Raw genomic sequence first — 20,604 nt, forward strand, 5'->3', positions numbered from 1 at the left:
TGGAAATTCATCATTGCAGCCTGTCCTTGAAGCGGAAACCCAGCCCGGCGTGGTCCGCGAGCGTCACCCGGCTGTTGCTGAACCGCACCGGCGATGGTTGGTCGAGGATGCCCAGCTGTTCGAAGGACGCCTCTTCGACGTCCTCCACCAGGGTGGGCTCCGCCAGGGTGAGGGCCAGCTGTCCGGACAGTTCCGGCAGCAGGTGCGGCATCACCTTTATGCTGTGGCTCCGTGCCAGCTCCACGATCCGCCGGAACGGGGTGATCCCGCCTACCCGGATGATGTTGGGCTGGATGATGTCCACCGCTTCCGCCTCAATGAAATCGCGGAACCGGTAGATGGTGTGCAGGTTTTCGCCGAGGGCGACGGGCACCGGTGAATGTTTCCGCAGCCGCCGGTAGGCCCAGAGGTCGTCCGCGCGGATGGGCTCCTCCAGCCACTCCAGCCCGAATTCGGCCAGGACATCCAGGGCGCGGAAGGTGGTGGGCAGGTCCCACCGTTGGTTGGCATCGATCATGAGCCTGCGGTCCGGGCCCAGGACGGAGCGCACTGCGGCAAGGCGTTCGACGTCCTCGCGGATGTCCGGTTTGCCTACCTTGATCTTGACCGCCTGGTGGCCCGCGGCGACCCAGCGTTCGGCCTGCGCCACCAGCTCGTCCAGGGTGTAGTGCAGGTTCACCCCGGAGCCGTAGACCTCGGCGGAGTCCTGGCGCTGGCCCAGCAAACCGGTGACCGATGTTCCGGCACGGCGCGCCTGCAGGTCCCACAGCGCGAGGTCCACCCCGGCCATGGCAATGGTGGTGAGCCCGCCGCCACCGGCTTCGTGCAGGCGCTTCCATACCGCGTCCCACACGGCCTCGGGCGATGCCGGCAGGCCGGTGATGAAAGGTGCGATGTCGTAATCAAGCAGCGCCTTGACTGCCTGGGGACCGATGGTGGGTGTCCAGGAAAAACCAAAGCCCGTGCCGCCGTCGTCCGTGGAAAGCTCGGTTGCGATCACGTGGTTCTCCGGTGCCTCCGTACCCCAGTGCCGCCGCAGCGGAACGGTGAGGAGCCGCGTGGCCAGCCCGGTGATGCGGGGAACGGTGCGGACGGATTCGGCCGTAGGCGCCGTCATCAGCTGCCGGCCAGCTCGTGGCCCTTGGCCAGGATGGCCTTGAGCTCCACCAGCTGTTCCTCCGTGGGGTCCACCAGCGGCGGGCGCACCGAACCGACGGGCAGCCCGGCCAACCGCAGTCCCGCCTTGATTAGGGAAACGCCGAACCCCGGGGTCTGGTCGCGCAGGCGGACCAGGGGTGCGTAGAAACCCTCGAGCAGGGCGCTGCGCCGGTCCTCGTCGCCTGAAACGTAGGCGTCGTAGTAGGCCTTGGCGATCTCCGGGGCCATGGCGAAGGCTGCGGAGGAGTAGAGCGGGATGCCCAGGCCGCGGTAGGCGCCCTGGGTCAGTTCGGCGGTGAGCAGGCCGTTGAAGAAGGCGAAGTCTGTCCGGCCGGTGGCGCGGACGGCGGTCACGATCTCCTGGGCCAGGCCCACGTCGCCCAGGCCGTCCTTGAAGCCGATCACCTTGGGATTGGCCGCAAGTTTGGCCATGGACGCGGCGGTGAACTTCGCGTTGCCGCGGTGGTACACGATGACCGGCAGGCTGCTGGCGTTGGCCACAGCCTCAATGTAGGCCACCAGGCCGTCCGTCGGGCCCGTGACCAGGTAGGGCGGGAGCACCAGGAGGGCGTCCGCGCCAGCCTCCTCAGCGGCACGCGCCGCAGCGAGCGCGTGGCCCAAGGGCCCGCCTGCACCGGCCACCACGGGAACCTTGCCCGCGACCACTTCGACGGCGGCCGCCACCACGGTGCGGACCTCGTCAATGCTCAAGGCGTGGAATTCACCTGTGCCGCAGGCGGGAAACACGCCGCCGGGCCCAAAGGGCAGCCGGGAGCCGATGTGCTCCTTGAGCAGCTCCACGTCAACGGCACCATCGGCCGTAAACGGGGTGACGGGGAAGAAGAGAACGCCGTCGAATTTCATGATGTCTCCTTGGCTCCGCCGCCGGCAGTGACCAGCGTGGAGGCCTCGTCGTTGAGGGTGGGTTTGAGTTCGGTGCGCCACGTGCGCTTGGGTTGCCAGCCGAGCAGTTCCTGGGCTTTGGCGATGGAGAATGCGGGGCTGGTGCCGGTGAGGCCGGCGCTGAGTGCTTCGCTTCCGGGCAGGAATTTCGGCATCAGTTCCGCAAGGGGTGCAGTGGCAAGTGCGTCCGCCGCGCCCACGAAAAAGGTTTCCCCGTTGGGGATGTCTTCCATCTTTTGAAGCAGCAGGTCCAGGAAGTCCGCCACGTCCCGCGCATCCACGTAGTTGAACAGGGCCGGGGCGGAGAGTGCAGGGTCCGCCAGGCGCTCGGCGAGGGTGTGGCCCTGCTGCGTGGGGGCGCCCTCCCATTCCTCGGGCGAGATCACGAAGCACGGCCGGAAGGCCGCATACCGGATCCTCTCCCCCTGCGCTGCGGCAAACATCTGTACGGTCTGTTCGGCGATGAGCTTGGACAGGGCGTAGGCGTTCCAGGGCTTGGCCGGGGTGCGTTCGTCCAGCGGGAACGACGGCGGCAGCCATCCTGCAGGGCATCCGTAACCGAGCACGGTGGGGCTGCTGGCCGTGACGATCTTGGGGACCCCCACCTCCGTCGCCGCGCTGATCACCGCGAAGGCGAGCCGGGTGTTCGCGCCGAAGATGACGTCCTCCGGTGCGCTGAACGGAACGGCGATCGCTGCAAGGTGGATGACGGCGTCGGGCTTTGCTGCCCCGATCAGGCGCAACGCCTCACCCGGGGCCAGCAGGTCGGCGGTTTCCTGGACGACGCCGGCCGGCAGCAGTTCAGCGGGTACGGCGTCGCGGTCCACCGAGACTACCTCGTGGCCGGCCTGGGCGAGCCCGGCCACAACGCTGCGGCCCAGGCGGCCCGAGCCGCCGGTGACAAATATCCTGCTCATGGCCTTTTCCTACTTGCCGCGGCGAAGGTCGACGCCGAGGTCCAGGTCCTCGACGCGCACGGGCAGGGATGTTTCGAGGGAGCGGTTGCCGGCGATGCCCACGGACACCGAACGCAGTCCGTCCAGGTAGCCGGAGGGTCGGCCCAGCGGATCCTCGCCCGGTCCGTTGAACAGGTCGGACAGCAGCAGCTCGTCACCGCCGCCATGGCCGCCCTCACCATTGATGATGGGCACCTCGTAGGCAGCCTCCCAGTGGCGCTGCACCACCAGGCGCTCGCCGTTGCGGCGTACGGCGTCCTCTTCCTCGACCGGTGTGGCGCTGGGGTCCACCACCGTCTTCTGGTCCGTGCTGTGCAGGACGGCGGCGCGTTCCACCACTTCGAGCTCGGCCCGGCCCTCGGTGCCGTTGACCGCCACCCGGTACCCCTCCCAAGGGCTGTGCGCGTTCAGGGAGTAGCTCAGGCGCGGGCCGCCCTGGTACTCCACCACCAGGGCCAGGTTGTCCTCGATGGTGATGCCGCTGGTGAAGACGTCCTGGTCGCGGCGGTAGCCGTCGTAGTGTTCGTTGTCCAGGAAGAGGGCCTTGAGCCGCTCATCCTCCCTGAGGTCCAGTGCGAAGGGATCCTTGTCGCCTGCGGGGGCATCGGCGTCGGGCGTTCCACGCTCGGGGCGTGGGCCCAGCCCGCGCTCGGCGGCGTTCTTGTCGCCGTAGAACTTCAGGCCGCCGGAGGCGAAGATCCGCTCCGGGACATCATCGATCCACCAGTTCACCAGGTCGAAGTGGTGGGAGGCCTTGTGGATGAGCAGGCCGCCGGAGTTCTTCTTCTCCCGGTGCCAGCGGCGGAAGTAGTCGGCGCCGTGGACCGTGTCCAGAACCCAGCTGAAGTCGACGGAGGTGACCTTGCCGATCACGCCGCTCTGGATGATTTCCTTCAGGGCGCTGTTGCGCGGCGAGTAGCGGTAGTTGAAGGTGACCACCACGTTCCGGCCGGTCTCGTGGACGGCCTGGACGATGCGGCGGCAGCTTTCGGCGTCGATGGTCAGGGGCTTTTCAACCACCACGTCAGCCCCGGCGCGCAGGCCCTCCACGATGTAGTCGGCGTGGGTGTAGTCCGGCGTGGTGACAATGATGCGGTCGATGTTGTTGGCCTGGATGAAGGCGGTGAGGTCGCCGGGCTCGAAGGCGGCCACCGGGCCCGGGGCGCCGAGTTCCTGGATGAGCTTCTGGTAGAACTCCACCCGCCCGGGGTTCACGTCGGAGAATGCCACCAGTTCGGCAGTGTCCGCATGCTTGCCGAAAATGGCGCGGATGTACATCTCGGACCGCCCGCCGGTGCCGATCAGGGCAATGCGGGCCTTCCGGCCGTCCCCGGCGGTGGTGGCGGTTCCGGCGGCAGTGCCGGGCCGGGAGGCAGCTGCGGCCGAAGTGGTCTCGGCGGTGTTGACCATGATGGGTCCCTTTCGAAAAGCTCATTACCCGGCCTTGGGAGCGGCCGTTGACGTTCGGCGCGGTGCCCGCGGGCACCGGACGAGAAAGCGTTTTCTCGCTTCGCTATAGCAGTTGTATCAATCCGCCAGCGGGTACGTCAACCACTTTAGGCATTGGAAGAAAGCGCTTTCTAGCCATCAGCTTCGGATCGCTCCGCGAAGGGCCGGGAAAACAGCGGGAAAAGAAAGAAATCGCTTTCCCAAAGCCGTATATGCTGTCCTTCAAAGCACCTGCCTTCCGGCCTGCGCCCTCCAGGTCACTGACTGTTCCGGAGGACGCGGCCGGGCGGCGTAAAAGAAGGGGTCCCCCATGGCCAGGAAATCGGCAAGCGGCCGGATCGGCATCGCGGATGTCGCCGTGAAGGCGGGAGTTTCCCATGCCACCGTCTCCCGCGTCATGAACGGGAATTTCACCGTAGATCCGGACATTGCAGCCAGGGTCCGTGCCGCCGCCGCGGAACTGAAGTACCAGCCCAACCCGGTGGGCCGCAGCCTGGCGCTCGGCAAGACGGACACCATCGGCATCGTGGTGCCGGACCTGGCCAACCCCACCTTCCAGGAGATCCTCCGCGGCCTCAGCCGGGCGGCAGCCCAGGACGGCTACCGCGTCCTTATCGCCGACTCGTTCGAAGTCTCCAGCGAAGAGTCCATCCTGGCCGGCGAAGCCCGCCGGCGGTGTGACGGGCTGGTCCTGTGCGCCCCGCGCATGTCGGATGCGGAACTGGAAGAGATTGCCCCCTCCCTGCACCCACTGGTGTTGATCAACCGCACCACGGCCACCCCTGGCGTGCCCAGCCTGGTGGTGGACTACGGCCAGGGCGTGCAGGACATCGCCGGGCACCTGGTGGAACTGGGCCACACCCGCCTGGCGTTCCTCGCAGGGCCGCCCCGCAGTGCCTCCAACGAGATGCGGCTCAGGGGCCTGGAAACCTTCAAGGCCGCCCACCCGGAGGTTGAAGTGACCATGCTGGAGGGCGGCTCGGACTTCGACACCGGCCATGAAGCGGTGGACGCCGTCCTGGCCAGCGGAGCCACCGGCATCCTGGCCTTCAACGACCTGGTGGCGATGGGCTTGATGAGCGGCCTGCACGAGCGGGGCCTGGACGTCCCCGGCGACATCTCCGTGACCGGCTTCGACGACATCCCCTTCGCCAGGTATACGACGCCGGCGCTCACCACCGGCGCCGTCCCCATCAGCGAACTGGGCGAGCAGGCATGGCACCAACTGAGGGCGCTGATCCGCCAGGAAGGCGACGGAACCTCCGGCAGCCGCTACCAGCCCCGCCTGGAAGTCAGGGCCAGCACGGGACCGGCCAAGGCACCGCGCAGCACGGTCCACGGCTGACCCAGGACGACAGCCTGCCGCAGTCCGGCCGGGCCGCACGGCCGCTGCTGCCGCCACCCGAAGCTACCCAACCCCATAGGAGGAGCCATGACGCACACCATCCAGCCCAACAATCCGGAGGCCACCCCGGCGCCGGACGCCACGGACATCCCCGCAGCGCCGGCACCTGCCAAGGCTCCGTCGTCGTCCGCCCTGCCCCCAGCCCTGAAACGGCGGGTCCCCAAGTACTCCGACCTGGCCCCGCTGATGCAGTTCAAGAAGCCGGAGTTCAGCAAGGAGGCGCGGCTGAAGCGGGCCAGCACCATCTGGGAGCTCCGCGACATCGCCAAGCGCCGCACGCCCAAGGCGCCCTTCGACTACACGGACGGGGCAGCCGAAGCGGAAATTACCCTCCGCCGCGCACGCCAGGCGTTCCTGGACATCGAGTTCCGGCCGGGCATCCTGCGGAACGTCTCCAGCATCGACCTCAGCACCAACATCCTGGGCAAGCCTTCACGCCTGCCCGTGGGCATCGCCCCCACCGGTTTCACCCGGATGATGCAGTCCGAGGGTGAATATGCCGGCTCCCAGGCGGCGGAGGCCGCAGGTATCCCCTACACCCTCTCCACCATGGGCACCGCCTCCCTGGAGGACGTCGCCGAGGCGGCCCCCAACGGCCGCAACTGGTTCCAGCTGTACCTGTGGACCGACCGGGACCGCTCGCTGGAGCTCATCGAGCGCGCCGCCAAGGCCGGCAACGACACCCTCATGGTCACCGTGGACACCGCCGTGGCCGGCGCCCGCCTCCGCGACGTCCGCAACGGCATGACCATCCCGCCGGCCCTGACCCTCAAGACCGTCCTGGACGCGTCCTACCGGCCGGCCTGGTGGTTCAACTTCCTCACCCACGAGCCGCTCACCTTCGCCTCGCTGTCACGCTATACGGGCACCGTGGCGGACCTGATCAATTCCATGTTCGATCCCACGCTCACGTTCGAGGACCTGGACTGGCTGCGCGAAACGTGGAAGGGCAACCTGGTGGTCAAGGGCATCCAGACCGTGGAAGACGCCCGCCGCGTTGTGGACCACGGCGCCGACGGGGTGATCCTCTCCAACCACGGCGGCCGCCAGCTGGACCGCGCGCCCATCCCGTTCCACCTGCTGCCCGAGGTCAAGCAGGCCTTCGCCAGCGACAACAGCGATGCCGCCATCATCCTGGACACCGGCATCATGAGCGGCGCGGACATTGTGGCCGCGCTGGCACTGGGCGCCGATTTCACCCTGATCGGCCGTGCGTACCTTTACGGCCTGATGGCGGGCGGCCGGGCCGGTGTGGACCGCACCCTGCAGATCCTCGAAAAGGACATGGTCCGCACCATGGCCCTGCTGGGCGTCAGCCAGGTTTCCGACCTCACCCCGGACCACGTGCGGCTGTTGGGACAGTAGCTCCCTACTTCTTACGCCCAAACTTGGGCAGGTTGGGAAGGTTCGCCAGCAGGTCGGCCGCCTTGGTGGCGGCGCGGCCAACGGTGCGTCCGATTTGCTGCGGAACGCTGTCGTCGCTCAGCGGCGCGGTGGCGCCGCCGGGAATCACGACGGCGGGGCTCAGCTCGGCGCCTTCCCGCACCAGGACAGGGGCCGGGGCTTCCTCCCCGGTCGGCTGCGCGGTTTCCAGGGGCCTTGGGGCAGGCGGCAGCGACGCCGCCACAGCGGCGACGCCCTCCCTCAGGTGGGCGGGGACTGCCTGGTCCTGGCCGGCTGGTGCGGCGGCGGCTTTGGTGCGGGTGCCGACGTCGAACGTTTCCAGCCAGGTGGCGATGCCCTCCAGCGGACCCCGGTTCAAGGCGTAGTACCGCTTCTGGCCCTGCGCGCGCATGCTGACCAGCTGCGCTTCACGGAGGACCTTCAGGTGCTTGGAAATGGTGGGCTGGCTGGCCGCCAGTTCCTCCACCAGTTCCCCCACGGCTTTGTCTCCTGCCCGGAGGGCCACCAGGATGTCCCGCCGCGTGGATTCCGCTATGACGGCAAATACGTCGTCTGTCACCATGCCTCCCACCCTAACGACATATACGCCGAAAGGCATCACTATTTCGGCTGCCGCTGGTGGAGCCGGCTAGTCGAACCAGGGATCCAGGCCATGCAGCGGGAACACCGCCTTGCGGGTGGCCATGACCGTGCGGTCCACCGCGTCATTCGGGTCGAAGCCCACCTCCCAGGAACGCCACCACAGCTCCACGTCATCCCCCATGAGGGCGGGCGCTTCCCTGCCGAACTTCTCCGCCACGTACTGCCGCCAAACCTGTGGCACGGGCGTCCGCAGCGGCACGGGCCGCCCCGCGGCGATGGCCACCAGGTGGCTCCAGGCCCGCGGCACCACGTCCAGCACGTTGTACCCGCCGCCGCCGGTGGCGATCCAGCGGCCGCCGCAGTACCGCTCGGCCAGATGCCCGACGGCGTTCGCTGCCTCGCGCTGTCCGTCCACACTCAGGTTGAGGTGCGTGAGGGGGTCGCTGCGGTGGGAGTCGCAGCCGTGCTGGCTCACGATCACGTCCGGTTCGAAGGCGCCCACCAACTGCGGCACCACGGCGTAGAAGGCGCGCAGCCATCCGGCGTCGGAGGTGCCGGCCGGCAGCGCGACATTCACCGCCGTCCCCTCGGCTGCCGGGCCGCCGATTTCGTTGGCGAACCCTGTTCCGGGAAAGAGCGTCAGGCCGGTCTCATGCAGCGAAACGGTAAGGACCCGGGGGTCGTCCCAAAAAATGTTCTGGGTGCCGTCGCCGTGGTGTGCGTCCACATCGACGTACGCCACTTTGCGTACGCCGCCGTCGAGCAGCTTCTGCACGGCAATGGCGGCGTCGTTGTAGATGCAGAACCCGCTGGCCCGCTCCCGGGCGGCATGGTGCATGCCGCCGCCGAAGTTCACGGCATGTACGGCAGAACCTTCCAGCACCCGCTGCGCTGCGAGCAGGGACCCTCCGGCAAGGCGCGCCGCGGCTTCATGCATGCCGGCAAAGGCCGGATCGTCTTCGGTTCCCAGCCCGCGGGACTCGTCCGGCCGGGACGGGTCCGCGCTGACCCGGCGGACTGCCGCCACATAGTCGGATGAATGGACGGACTCCAGTTCCGCGTCAGTTGCCACCTCAGGTGCCGCCACGTCAACGTGCTCCAGGTCGAAGATACCGAGGCTCCGGGCCAAGCGCGCCGTCAGCTCCATTCGCTCCGGCGCCATGGGGTGGCCCGGGCCGAAGTTGTAGGCTGTCATGTCAGGACTCCACGCCACCACCGTTGGCGGCGCGGGTTGGCTGAGGCCGGGCAGGTATGTCATCAATCACAGGCTACCCGAGCCCAGCCTGCCGTCCGCCCGGCCAGGACGCCGGCTTTAGTGGTTTACTACTGAAGGAAGCCGTTTCAACCGAGGAAAAGCCACACATGACGCAGAGCCAGTCAAGGCCCCGGACCCCGGCCATCTGGCACCCCCCGGCACAGGAGCGGGAGGGCCTCTGGATCCTGACGCGGCTGCGCGACTTCATTGACGACATCGCCAACACCACCCCGGCACGGCTGGCGCTAACGGCCTTCGCCGCCGTATGCCTCGTATTCACCTTCCTGCTGTCCCTGCCGGTGTCTTCGGCCAACGGAACGCCCACCCCCCTCGACGAGGCCCTGTTCACCGCAGTCTCGGCTGTGTGCGTCACAGGCCTCACGGTGGTGTCGACGGCGGTCCACTGGTCCTTCTTCGGGCAACTGGTGATCCTGGTGGGCATCTTCATCGGAGGCCTGGGAACCTTGACGCTGGCGTCCTTGCTGGCCCTGATGGTGAGCAAGCGGCTGGGTGTGCGCGGCAAGATCATTGCCGCCGAGTCCATGAACAACGCCGGGCGCCTGGGCGAGGTGGGTACCCTGCTCCGGATCGTCATCACCACATCGGTGGTGATCGAGGGCATCCTGGCGCTGGCGCTGATCCCGCGGTTCCTCGCCCTGGGCGAGCCCTTCTGGCAGTCCGTCTGGCACGGCATTTTCTATTCCATTTCGTCGTTCAACAACGCCGGATTTACCCCGCACTCGGACGGCATCGTGCCCTATGAGACGGACCTGTGGATCCTCATCCCGCTCATGGTGGGGGTCTTCCTGGGCAGCCTGGGGTTCCCCGTAGTGATGGTCCTGCAGCAGAACGGCCTGAACTGGAAGAAGTGGAACCTCCACACCAAGCTCACCATCCAGGTGTCCCTGATCCTCCTGGTGGCTGGGGCATTCCTCTGGGCACTGATGGAGTGGGACAACGTCCGGACCATCGGTTCCATGGGCGTGGGCGACAAGATCACGCACGCGCTGTTCGCCTCCGTGATGATGCGCTCCGGGGGGTTCAACCTGGTGGACCAGAACCAGATGGACTCCACCACCATGCTGCTGACCGACGCCCTGATGTTCGCCGGCGGCGGTTCGGCGTCAACGGCCGGCGGCATCAAGGTGACCACCATCGCGGTGATGTTCCTGGCCATCATCGCCGAGGCCCGGGGCGATGCCGACGTCAAGGTATACGGCCGGACCATCCCGCAGGGCAGCATGCGCGTGGCCATCTCCGTGATCGTTGCCGGCGCCACCCTGGTGTCCGTGTCCGCGTTCCTGCTGCTGCACATCAGCGGCCAGTCGCTGGACCGCGTATTGTTCGAAACCATCTCGGCGTTCGCCACGGTGGGTCTCAGCACCAACCTGAGCGCCGAGGTGCCGCCCGCCGGGGTCTACGTCCTCACGGTGCTGATGTTCGCAGGCCGTGTGGGCACCGTAACCCTCGCCGCCGCGCTGGCCCTGCGCCAGCGCAGCCAGTTGTACCACTACCCCGAAGAGAGGCCGATCATTGGCTAGTTCCACAGACGCCCCCCGGCGCCCCGCCCACAACTCCCCGGTCCTGGTGATCGGGCTGGGCCGCTTCGGATCATCCACCGCAGAGCAACTGGTCAAGCAGGGCCGGGAAGTGCTGGCCATCGAGCGGGACCGGAACCTGGTGCAGAAGTGGGCACCCCTCCTGACCCACGTGGTGGAGGCCGACGCCACCAATATCGATGCGCTGCGCCAGCTCGGCGCCCAGGAGTTCAGTTCCGCCGTCGTCGGCGTGGGCACCTCCATCGAGTCCTCGGTGCTGATCACCGTCAACCTGGTGGACCTGGGCATCGAGCACCTCTGGGTCAAGGCCATCACGCCCTCGCATGGCAAGATCCTGACCCGGATCGGCGCCAACCACGTCATCTACCCGGAGGCTGACGCCGGCGTGCGCGCCGCACACCTGGTGTCCGGCCGGATGCTGGACTTCATCGAGTTCGACGACGACTTCGCCATCGTCAAAATGTACCCGCCGCGCGAAACCGTGGGTTTCACCCTGGACGAGTCAAAGGTCCGGTCCAAGTACGGCGTCACCATTGTGGGTGTGAAGTCCCCGGGTGAGGACTTCACCTATGCGCGGCCCGAGACCAAGGTGTCCTCGCGGGACATGCTGATCGTTTCCGGCCACGTGGACCTGCTGGAGAGGTTCGCAGCGCGCCCCTAGCCGAGCTGCTTGGTGATTTCGGCTGCGCGGTCGGCGGCCGCCCTGGCGCCGGCGGCGATGATGGCCGGGATGCCCTGTTCGTCGAAGGTGGCAATGGCGCGTTCCGTGGTGCCGTTGGGGCTGGTGACCGCCTTGCGCAACGCTGCGGGGTTTGCCCCGGGCTCGGCCAGCATGAGGCCTGCCCCAGCCACCGTTTCGCGCGCAAGCAGCAGGGACAGTTCACGGTCCAGGCCCAGCTTTTCGCCCGCGTTGGCCATGGCTTCTGCAAGGTAGAAGGCGTAGGCCGGCCCGGATCCGCTGATGGCAGAGAGCGCATCCACCTGCTCCTCAGGGACCTCAACGACGGTCCCGGCACCCTTCAGGATGTCCTTGACCAACTGAAGCTGCTCGGGGGTGCAGTGCGTTCCCGGCGACACGGAGACGACGCCGCGGCCCAGCTTTGCCGGGGTGTTGGGCATGGTCCGGATCACCGGCTGCCCGGCCGGCAATGCGGCCTCAAGCTGGGCGATCGACACGGCCGCGGCCACGCTGACCACCACGGTGTCCGGTGACAGGGCGGGGCTGATCTCCCGGGCCAGGTCCGCGATGCCCACCGGCTTGACGCCAAGGATGACGACGGCGGATCCCTTGGCGGCCTGCCTGTTGTTGTCGGGCTCTTCCTCGCCCGCGATGGCAGTGATGCCGTGGTACCGTTCGGCCAGTTCCGAGGCGCGCTCAGCGCGGCGGACGGTGGCCACCACATCCCCGGGGTCCGTTCCTGCCTTCAGCAGGCCGCCAAGAATGGCTTCGTTCATGGATCCACAGCCAAGGAATGCGATTCGGTTGCTCATGCCTCCATCATTGCAGGAGGCAGGCATTCACAGGCAACTCCCATCTTCACCGCAGGCAGCACACAACTTACGGTCCTAACGTAGTTATTACCTCATTGAGGGTGCGAGTGATGCGGCAGGCATGGGGATGCCTGCCAGGGCACCGGCGGCGTGGCAACAGGTTTTCCCCCATTTTCCTGTTGCCCGCCCCGGTGCTTCCGCTTTTAACCGCGGGCTTTCAACAGCCAGGGCTTCGCCGGGGAGTACGACGGCGGCAGGCAGCAAGGCGCCCGGCGTCTAGACGGGTGCATCCACCGACTGCGCGGCGGCCACGTGGGGCGCCGGCTGGAGCGGGCCGGAAAACACCAGCTGGTCCAGGCGCCGCAGGATGAGCCCTTCACGCAGGGCCCACGGGCAGATGCGCAGCTTCTTGAACTTGAACATCTCCAGGGCGGCCTCAGCCACCAAAGCGCCGGCAAGCAGCTGGTGGGCCCGTGCCTCGGACACGCCGGGAAGATGCAGCCTGTCTTCCGAGCTCATGGCCGAGATCCGCTGGGTCCAGATGCCCAGGTCCGAGGCGTGCAGTTCGCGTTTGACGTAGGGGCCTTCAGCGCTGGGGGCGGCACCGGCGATCCGGGCCAGGGAACGGAAGGTCTTGGACGTACCGGCCACCACGTTTGCCCGGCCCAGGCCGTCGAACTCGCGGACCGCTGGCTTGAGCGTGGCCCTGATATAGCGGCGGAGTTCCTTGACGCTCTTTGCCGACGGCGGGTCGCCGGCAAGCCAGTCCCTGGTGAGCCTGCTGGCGCCCAGCGGCACGGAGGTGGCCACCTCGGGCAATTCGTCCTGGCCGAAGGCCATTTCGAAGGAACCGCCGCCGATGTCCAGGTTCAGGATGGGGCCGGCACCCCACCCGTGCCAGCGCCGGACGGCGAAGAACGTCATGGACGCTTCCTCGCTGCCCGTGAGCTCCTGCAGGGTCACCGTGGTTTCGTGCTTGACCCGGGCCAGGACCTCGGGGCCGTTGGTGGCCTCGCGTATGGCAGACGTACAGAAGGCCAGCAGGTCCTCGGCCTTGTGCCGGGCAGCGAATTCCCATGCTTCCAGCACGAACTCGGTCAGCTCATGCTGGCCTTCGTCGCTGATGCTGCCGTCCGGTTCGAGGTACTGGACCAGGGACAGCGGCCGCTTGTGCGATGCGAACGGGACCGGCTGCGCGCCGGGGTGGGCATCCACCAGGAGCAGGTGGACAGTATTGGAACCAATATCGAGGACGCCTAGACGCATGGGGACATTATTGCTCGTCAGCGCGCTTGAAGTCGCGCCGGATGTTGGCCACGCCCTCGGGGTTGATCTCAAAGCCGTAGGCGGCTCCGGGGTTGATCACCATGCCCAGCTCATCGCCGAGGTTGGCGATGATGGCTGCCCCCTGCGTGCCCAGCACGTTCGGGGCCGCTTCCAGGTACTGCTGGTCCACCCTGCTGGGGTGCGAGAAAACGGCGAGGACGGGGTCGCCATCGGCGTTGGCCAGGACCAGCGGCTCCACCTGGGAGTCCAAGCCTTCCACCGTGTCCGAGCTGATGATGTAGACCTCGCTGTTGAGGAACGACAGGATGACGTCCACGGGGTTCGCGTCAGGCTGCCCGCCAGTGGAGAGCTTCTCCTCAAGGTCGTTGAGCGGATTGGTGTCGTCGATTCCCTGCTGTTCAGTCATACACCTACTCGATCACGTTGGACTCTCCACCGCAATCCGGCCAAATGCTGGTACGGGCTACTTCTTGGCCGTTGCCTTCTTCTTGGCAGGCGCCTTGCGGGTGGCGGTGCGCTTGACCGGCCCCTTGGCGCGCTTCTCGGCCAGCAGTTCCACTGCCTGCTCCCGCGTGAGCTCCTCAAGGGAGGTGGCGCGCGGAACCGTGATGTTGGTGATGCCGTCGGTGATGTAGGGCCCGAACCGGCCCTCCTTCACCACGATGTTCTTTTCCGACACCGGGTCCGGGCCGAACTCGGCCAGCGGCGGCACCGCGGCACGGGCGCCACGCTGCTTGGGCTGGGAGTAGATCTCCAGGGCCTGTTCCAGGGTGATGGTGAAGATTTCCTCTTCGGAGCCGATGGAACGGGAGTCGGTGCCCTTCTTCAGGTACGGGCCGAACCGGCCGTTCTGGACCGTGATGAGGTTGCCTTCGGCGTCCTCCCCCAGTGCACGGGGAAGGCTCATGAGCTGCAGTGCCTCGTCCAGGGTCACGGACTCGACGGTCATGGACTTGAACAGCGAGCCCGTGCGCGGCTTGGCCTTGACCGGCTTCTTGGGCGGCTTGGGCTTGCCGTTCTTGTAGTACTCCACAGGCTGCTTGGCCAGTTCGTCATCCGTCATCTCGGGAATGATCTCGCTGACGTAGGCGCCGTAGCGGCCATTCTTGGCCACCACCGTGTGCCCCGTGTGCGGATCGGTGCCGAGCACGCGCTCCTCCGGCGCCGCTGTCTCCATCAGCTCGATGGCCTTGGCAGCGGTCAGCTCGTCGGGCGCCAGGTCCTCAGGAACGTTGGCGCGGGCCGATTCCACGATCTCGCCGGTCTTCGGGTCCACCACGGCGGCCGAGCTTTCCAGGTACGGGCCGAACTTGCCCACCCGAAGCGTGATCTCGTCCGTGATGGGGATCGAGTTGATTTCCCTGGCGTCGATCTCGCCCAGGTTGTTGACGATACTCAACAGGCCGGGGTCTGAATCCTCGCCGAAGTAGAAGTGCCGCAGCCAGGAGGCCCCGGCTTCCTGGCCGTTGGCGATCTTGTCCAGGTCGCCTTCCATGTCCGCGGTGAACTCGTAATCCACGTAGTCGGAGAAGTGCTGCTCCAGCAGGCGGATAACCGAGAAGGCGATCCAACTGGGAACCAGGGCTGAGCCCTGTTTCCGGACGTAGCCGCGGTCCTGGATGGTGGAAATGGTGGAAGCGTAGGTGGACGGGCGGCCGATGCCCTTCTTCTCCAGTTCCGCGGTGAGGGATGCTTCGGTGTAGCGCGGCGGCGGGGAGGTCTCGTGGCCCACGGCCTGGATGCCCGTTGCGGTGAGGGAGTCGTCCTTGGCCACGTTGGGCAGCCGGCGGGCTTCGTCGGAGTCGTCGTCGCCGCGGGTCTCGTCCTTGCCTTCCTCATAGGCGGCGAGGAAGCCGGGGAACGTGATCACGGTGCCGGAGGCGGAGAACTCGGCGTCCCGCCCGTCGGTGGACACGGCACCCAAGCGGATGGTCGCCGTCGAACCCTTGGCATCGCCCATCTGGGAGGCGACGGTGCGCTTCCAGATGAGTTCGTACAGGCGGAACTCGTCCCCGGACAGCTGTTTCGCCACCTGGGCAGGCGTGCGGAAGGAGTCTCCGGCGGGACGGATGGCCTCGTGCGCTTCCTGCGCGTTGGCGGCCTTGTTCGAGTACACACGCGGGGACTGCGGCACGTATTCCGGGCCGTACAGCTCGGACGCCTGCCGGCGGGCGGCGGTGACGGCCTCGTCACTCAGCGCCGAGGAGTCGGTACGCATATAGGTGATGTAGCCGTTTTCATACAGCCGCTGTGCGATCTGCATGGTGCTCTTCGAGGAGAAACGCAGCTTGCGGCCGGCCTCCTGCTGGAGCGTGGAGGTGGTAAACGGCGCAGCGGGACGGCGCGTGTACGGCTTGGTGTCCACAGAGCGGACACGGAAGTCTGCGTTCTGCAGGCCTGCCGCCAGGGACGTTGCCAGTTCCTCGTTGAGGTGGGCCACGTTCCGGGAGGTGAGCTCACCGTTGTCGTTGAAGTCGCGGCCCGTCGCCACCTTGGCGCCGTCCACGGCGGCAAGCTTGGCCTTGAACGAGCCCGATTCCGCGCCGAACTGGCCGGTCAGGTCCCAGTAGGAGGCAGCCTTGAAGGCCATGCGTTCGCGTTCGCGGTCCACCACCATGCGGGTGACCACGGACTGCACGCGCCCGGCGGAGAGGCCGCGGGCCACCTTGCGCCACAGCACGGGCGAGATCTCGTAGCCGTAGAGGCGGTCCAGGACGCGGCGGGTTTCCTGGGCATCCACCAGGTCCTGGTCCACGTCGCGCAGGTTGCCCATGGCGCGCTGGATGGCTTCCTTGGTGATTTCGCCGAACGTCATCCGGTACACCGGGACCTTGGGCTTGAGCACTTCCAGCAGGTGCCACGCGATGGCTTCGCCCTCGCGGTCCCCATCTGTTGCGAGATAAAGTTCGTCGGCGTCCTTGAGGGCGGCCTTGAGCTCGGTGACCTTTTTCTTCTTGTCCGGGGACACCACGTAGTAGGGCTTGAAGTCGTGGTCAATGTCGACGGCGAACTTGCCCACCGAGGTCTTCTTCAGCTCTGCAGGCAGTTCGGACGGCTGCGGCAGGTCCCGGATGTGACCGATGGAGGCCTCCACGATGAAGCCCTCGCCCAGGTACTTGGCGATGGTCTTGCTCTTGGCCGGAGACTCCACGATCACGAGTTTCTTGCCGGTTTTGGCCTTGCTTGGCACGGTGCTCCTACAGAAAAAGGTTGCTGGGGCAGATGAGCCCATGTTCGCCTAGTTCACCATATTTTGGGGAATCGTGCGCATTCATGTGGAAAAGACGGGGCTCCATTGCGGGCTTACGGGGGCGTCCCGTCAGGCCGGGATCCCGGCCGGGATGAGGAAGCCGTCGCGGACCAGATTGGCAACGTCCGCGAGCAGCGCGCCCTGGAAGGACCCGGCGTCGAAGGCTTCCTCGCCGCCAAAACCCCCGCCCAGGAGGGCCTCCAAAGCGCCGGCAATCTGCCCGGCGGTAAGGTCGCCGTCGCACGCTGACACGAACCCGGCCAGCTCGGTGCTCATCAGGTTCGTGCGGCGCAGCCCGGCACCCTGCCGGAGCAGGATCACGCCTGGGTGCTCGGCGCCGGGGCGCTGGTGGCGTTCCTCGGTAACGTCGTCCGCCACCAGCAGGTGCGTGTTGCCAAGATCATGCGCAGCGAGCCAGTCACAACGGTCGACGGCGGCACCCAGGTGCGGGCCGATGGGCTGCTCGATGGGGTAGGTGAGTTCCTCGAAGCGGCTGATGGCGGCCGGCGCACCGCTGGCAGGGCGGCGCAGCCACACCATGCCGAAGCCGATCCCGGCCACATTCCTGGAGGCGAAATCCGCAAGGTAGGCCGCGTACGCCTCCCGGTAGTGCTGCCGGTCGCGGGATTCCGAGGCGTCCTGCAGCCAGGTTTCGGCGTATTGTTCCGGGCTGACTTGCTCGCGCTGGATGAACCAGGCGTCCGTGCCCGGCTGCACCCAGGACCTGGGCCGTTCGTCCCAGGCGTCATCCGCTGGGACTTCCCAGTTCCCCAGCATCTGGGCCCAGCCGCCGGTCGCCAGGATGCCGGGCAGGTCCGCCACCAGGGACGCGACAATCTCATCTCCCGGCAGGCCGCCGTCGCGGTAGGTGAACTGGTCCGCGGCATCCTCGCCCGCGCTGCGCGGGGTGATAACGAACGGCGGGTTGGAGACCACCAGCCCGAACTCCTCGCCCTCGACCGGCTCCAACAGGGAACCCAGGCGCAGGCTCACCCGGTCCTCGAGCCGGTCCGGGTCCACCGAAAGCGCCTCAGCATTCAGCAGGATGTTGAACCGCGCGTAGGCCAGGGCCCGCTCGGAGATGTCAGTGGCAGTGACATGCTGGCAGTGGTGCAGCAGGTGGAAGGCCTGGATGCCGCAGCCCGTGCCCAGGTCCAGTGCGCGCTCGGTGTGGCGGCGGATGGTGGTCTGGACCAAGGTGGTGGACGCCTGCCCGATGCCCAGGACGTGGTCGTGCCTCAGCACGCCCGCCTGCTGATGGGCGGCAAGGTCGCTGGCAACCCACAGCTCCGCTCCGCCGCTGCCGTCATCATTCTTGTCCCAGCCGTACGGCCGCAGGTCTGCCTTCGCAGTGAGCAGCGCCGAGCCGGGAACGGGCTGCACCAGCCCCAGTTCCAGGAGGCCTTCCACGCCGGTATCCGGCAGCGCAGCGTCGAGCGTTTCCCGCTCCTGTGGCTCGGCGAGGAGCCAGAGGCGGACGATGGCGGCAAGCGGCACCACGCGGCTGTCCTCCCTTACAGCCTGCTCGGCAGCGAGCAGTGCGGGAATGGTCTGGTCCCGGTTCAACGCCGCAGAGGCCGTGGGGCCCAGGAGCCGGGCAACGCCGTCGAGCGTGTAGTCCAGGCGGCGCAGGTCCGCAGCAAGCGCGGCCAGCAGGCCGGGGAGGTCGCTGCGGGGAGCGTCGGGGGTGTTGCCGGCGGTGAACTCGTAAGGGGATTTAGGCACCGCTCAAGTTTAGTCCGGCATGGCTGCGGGGTACGGTGGAGCCATGCCTTCCCGCCTTTCCCCCGTTCCGTGTGCCCGCACGGCCGCCTCGTTTGCCCCCATGGGAGGCTCGAGTGTCCGGCGCTGGCTGCGGGGGCCGGCGGCTGCCGCGGTACTCGGCCTGGCCCTGGCGGGATGTTCGCCGGTGAACTCGGTGGAAAATGCCGACGTTCCGAAGTGGCGGGCTACTGCCCTGCCATCATCTCCGGCCAACGTGGTGCTGCAGGACTCGGGGAAGATCCTCAACCGGGACCGCATCGTGCAGGAAGCCGCAAGGGTGCCCGCCGGCAGCTACACCCTCGCGGCGGTGTGCGACGGCACGGGCAAGGCATTCTTCGCCGTGTCGCTGGACGGCAAGGCCGTGGCGGAAGCCGGGGCAGCGTGCAATGGCCGGCAGGAATCCACCAGGATCACCCTTCCAGCCGCCGGACGGGTGGAAATCAGCACCTCCAGCGTGGACGCTCCGCTGCTCTACGCCTACCGGCTGGTGCCCGCGCAATAGCCCCTCCTCCGGCTCTGGCCCGCCGCCCGTTGCGGGCATAAGGTCGGACTATGCCCAGCGTGCGGAGAAACTCCGCGCCCCTTACCCGAGGGACAGCACGGGCGCCCCTGGCACCGAAGCCGGCGGCCGCCGTCGCCCTTGGACTTGTGCTTGCGGCAGGTGCGCTGGCGGCCTGTGAATATACGTACGACGACCGCGCCGGAAGCGCGCAGGATACCGCTACCGTCGCCCCGGCGCCGGCCTTCACCCGCGACCCGCTGCAGCAGGACCCGGTCAGCGACGCCGAGCTTGGCGACTGGATGTCGCGGGCACTGCCTGAGAGCACCGGTCCCGTGGTCCAGGCCGATGCCGGGCTCCTGGGCGCCGGGGAGGTACGGCATGTTTCGTCACCGGTACTTGAGACCGGAACGTACATCCTCGCCATCGCCTGCCGAAGCCAGCGCCGGGTGACCTTTACGGTACGCACCGAAACCCTCACCTTGGTGGACTTGGCCCTGCGGTGTGGCATCAACCGCGAAAACGTCATCTACCTGTCAACGGACAGCGTCCTCACGGTCCGGGTGGAGGCCAGGACTCCTGCCAACTACGCCTTCCGCGTGCGCCGGCTTTGAACGCGTCTGCTACGCCGCCGCGCAGCCGTCCGGGCAGCGGAGGGTTTCCGGGCTGGCCGCACACTCAGCGCAGTACAGCGTCAGGGTCCGGCAGCTGGGGTTGGAGCAGTTCTCGAACTTGTTGGTGGGTGCGGAGCAGCGGGCGCACGCACCGATGGTCTTGGCGTCCTCGCTGAACTCCAGGTGCATCCGCTTGTCGAAGACGTAGAGCGAGCCTTCCCAAAGTCCCTGGTCCTTGAATGCTTCGCCGTACCGGACGATGCCGCCGTCCAGCTGGTACACCTCTTTAAAGCCGCGGTTCACCATCAGGCTGGAGAGCACCTCGCAGCGGATGCCTCCGGTGCAGTAGGTGACCACCGGTTTGTCCTTCAGGGCGTCGTACTTGCCGGAGTCCAGCTCCTTGATGAAGTCATGGGTGGTGGCCACGTCCGGGACCACCGCGTCCTTGAACCGGCCAATTTGCGCTTCGAACGCGTTCCGTCCGTCGAAGAAGACCACGTCCTCGCCGTCCTGCTTCCTGGCCTCGACGAGCTCGTGCAGCTGCTCGGGCTTGAGGTGCTTCCCGCCGCCGACCACTCCGTCCGCGTCCACCTTGAGTTCTCCGGGAGCACCGAAGGAGACGATCTCGTCCCGCACCTTCACGCTAAGCCGCGGGAAGTCCTCCGCGCCGCCGTCGGACCACTTCACGTCGATGCCGCGGAAGCCGGGGTATTCCCGGGTGGTTTTGACGTACTGCTTAACAGCGCGGATTTCCCCGCCCACCGTGGCATTGATCCCGTCCTTGGAGATGAGGATGCGGCCGGTCAGGCCCAGCTTCTCGCACAGCGCGCGCTGCCAGAGCCGCACCGCTTCGGGATCGGCGATGGGGGTAAAGCCGTAAAAGAGCACAATCTTGTTCAAAGCCACGTATTTAAGGGTACCGGCTGGGCTGTCTGTCCCTGCCTGCCCCTGCCTGCCCCGCATAACCCAGCCCTGGTGCTCATCACAATTGCATAAGCACTTCCACACCCCCTGTTGCTGGCGATCGG

At 67.2% G+C, this 20,604-nt stretch carries 18 protein-coding genes; 6 read left to right on the forward strand and 12 right to left on the reverse strand.

Annotated elements, in window-relative coordinates; genetic code table 11:
* Positions 1–10 precede the first annotated feature (10 nt).
* Genes LFT46_RS16740 through LFT46_RS16755 form a run of 4 tightly spaced genes read right to left on the reverse strand, consistent with a single transcriptional unit; the run spans position 11 to position 4,427 of the window.
* Entirely contained in the window at positions 11–1,117 is a 1,107-nt protein-coding gene (locus LFT46_RS16740) for a mandelate racemase/muconate lactonizing enzyme family protein (protein ID WP_236820442.1), read from the reverse strand.
* The gene (locus LFT46_RS16745) at positions 1,117–2,022 is read right to left on the reverse strand and encodes a 5-dehydro-4-deoxyglucarate dehydratase (protein WP_236820443.1); all 906 of its coding nucleotides are present in this window, start codon (positions 2,020–2,022) and stop codon (positions 1,117–1,119) included. Before LFT46_RS16745 ends, LFT46_RS16740 begins: the two co-directional genes overlap by 1 nt.
* Complete coding sequence (locus tag LFT46_RS16750) at positions 2,019–2,978, reverse strand: NAD-dependent epimerase/dehydratase family protein (protein ID WP_236820444.1); 960 nt, start codon at positions 2,976–2,978, stop codon at positions 2,019–2,021. The genes LFT46_RS16745 and LFT46_RS16750 overlap by 4 nt, the downstream gene beginning before the upstream one ends.
* Positions 2,979–2,987: 9 nt before the next feature.
* Positions 2,988–4,427: a Gfo/Idh/MocA family protein gene (locus LFT46_RS16755; protein ID WP_142132685.1), complete on the reverse strand. Its 1,440-nt coding sequence runs from the start codon at positions 4,425–4,427 to the stop codon at positions 2,988–2,990.
* Positions 4,428–4,776: 349 nt separating this feature from the next.
* On the opposite strand from LFT46_RS16755, the gene LFT46_RS16760 reads away from it, so the two are divergent.
* Both LFT46_RS16760 and LFT46_RS16765 read left to right on the forward strand, forming a co-directional pair.
* Complete coding sequence (locus tag LFT46_RS16760; protein WP_142132684.1) at positions 4,777–5,811, forward strand: LacI family DNA-binding transcriptional regulator; 1,035 nt, start codon at positions 4,777–4,779, stop codon at positions 5,809–5,811.
* An 87-nt stretch (positions 5,812–5,898) separates the two neighbouring features.
* Positions 5,899–7,236, forward strand: coding sequence for an alpha-hydroxy acid oxidase (locus tag LFT46_RS16765; protein WP_272910808.1), 1,338 nt, complete (start codon positions 5,899–5,901; stop codon positions 7,234–7,236).
* A gap of 4 nt (positions 7,237–7,240) precedes the next feature.
* Here LFT46_RS16765 and LFT46_RS16770 read toward each other — a convergent pair whose 3' ends face one another.
* Both LFT46_RS16770 and LFT46_RS16775 read right to left on the reverse strand, forming a co-directional pair.
* Positions 7,241–7,837 carry an ArsR/SmtB family transcription factor gene (locus tag LFT46_RS16770; RefSeq protein WP_236820445.1) on the reverse strand — a complete coding sequence of 199 codons (597 nt, stop codon included), beginning with the start codon at positions 7,835–7,837 and terminating at the stop codon, positions 7,241–7,243.
* Positions 7,838–7,903: 66 nt separating this feature from the next.
* Complete coding sequence (locus LFT46_RS16775) at positions 7,904–9,115, reverse strand: acetoin utilization protein AcuC (RefSeq protein ID WP_236820446.1); 1,212 nt, start codon at positions 9,113–9,115, stop codon at positions 7,904–7,906.
* 104 nt (positions 9,116–9,219) lie between these two features.
* Between LFT46_RS16775 and LFT46_RS16780 the strand changes: the two genes are divergently transcribed.
* Both LFT46_RS16780 and LFT46_RS16785 read left to right on the forward strand, forming a co-directional pair.
* The gene (locus LFT46_RS16780) at positions 9,220–10,653 is read left to right on the forward strand and encodes a TrkH family potassium uptake protein (protein WP_236799565.1); all 1,434 of its coding nucleotides are present in this window, start codon (positions 9,220–9,222) and stop codon (positions 10,651–10,653) included.
* Positions 10,646–11,332, forward strand: coding sequence for a potassium channel family protein (locus LFT46_RS16785; protein ID WP_142132679.1), 687 nt, complete (start codon positions 10,646–10,648; stop codon positions 11,330–11,332). The genes LFT46_RS16780 and LFT46_RS16785 overlap by 8 nt, the downstream gene beginning before the upstream one ends.
* Here the strand turns inward: LFT46_RS16785 and proC are convergent.
* The 5 genes from proC to LFT46_RS16810 form a co-directional block, all read right to left on the reverse strand.
* On the reverse strand, positions 11,329–12,162 hold the full coding sequence (proC, locus tag LFT46_RS16790) for a pyrroline-5-carboxylate reductase (RefSeq protein WP_142132678.1): 834 nt from the start codon (positions 12,160–12,162) through the stop codon (positions 11,329–11,331). The genes LFT46_RS16785 and proC overlap by 4 nt on opposite strands.
* Positions 12,163–12,438: 276 nt before the next feature.
* On the reverse strand, positions 12,439–13,428 hold the full coding sequence (locus LFT46_RS16795; RefSeq protein ID WP_236799566.1) for a Ppx/GppA phosphatase family protein: 990 nt from the start codon (positions 13,426–13,428) through the stop codon (positions 12,439–12,441).
* Positions 13,429–13,435: 7 nt separating this feature from the next.
* Entirely contained in the window at positions 13,436–13,855 is a 420-nt protein-coding gene (locus LFT46_RS16800; protein ID WP_236820447.1) for an SseB family protein, read from the reverse strand.
* Between the two features lie 57 nt (positions 13,856–13,912).
* On the reverse strand, positions 13,913–16,639 hold the full coding sequence (gene topA / locus LFT46_RS16805) for a type I DNA topoisomerase (protein ID WP_236820448.1): 2,727 nt from the start codon (positions 16,637–16,639) through the stop codon (positions 13,913–13,915).
* Between the two features lie 129 nt (positions 16,640–16,768).
* A complete protein-coding gene (locus LFT46_RS16810; protein WP_236820449.1) occupies positions 16,769–18,424 on the reverse strand; it encodes a DUF7059 domain-containing protein in 1,656 nt (551 codons plus the stop codon).
* Between the two features lie 43 nt (positions 18,425–18,467).
* Between LFT46_RS16810 and LFT46_RS16815 the strand changes: the two genes are divergently transcribed.
* Entirely contained in the window at positions 18,468–18,965 is a 498-nt protein-coding gene (locus tag LFT46_RS16815; RefSeq protein WP_236820450.1) for a hypothetical protein, read from the forward strand.
* Positions 18,966–19,015: 50 nt separating this feature from the next.
* Complete coding sequence (locus LFT46_RS16820) at positions 19,016–19,576, forward strand: hypothetical protein (RefSeq protein ID WP_236820451.1); 561 nt, start codon at positions 19,016–19,018, stop codon at positions 19,574–19,576.
* 9 nt (positions 19,577–19,585) lie between these two features.
* Here LFT46_RS16820 and trhO read toward each other — a convergent pair whose 3' ends face one another.
* On the reverse strand, positions 19,586–20,482 hold the full coding sequence (gene trhO, locus LFT46_RS16825; protein ID WP_236820452.1) for an oxygen-dependent tRNA uridine(34) hydroxylase TrhO: 897 nt from the start codon (positions 20,480–20,482) through the stop codon (positions 19,586–19,588).
* Between the last annotated feature and the right edge of the window lie 122 nt (positions 20,483–20,604).

The organism is Arthrobacter sp. FW306-07-I (assembly GCF_021800405.1).
GTDB lineage: Bacteria > Actinomycetota > Actinomycetes > Actinomycetales > Micrococcaceae > Arthrobacter.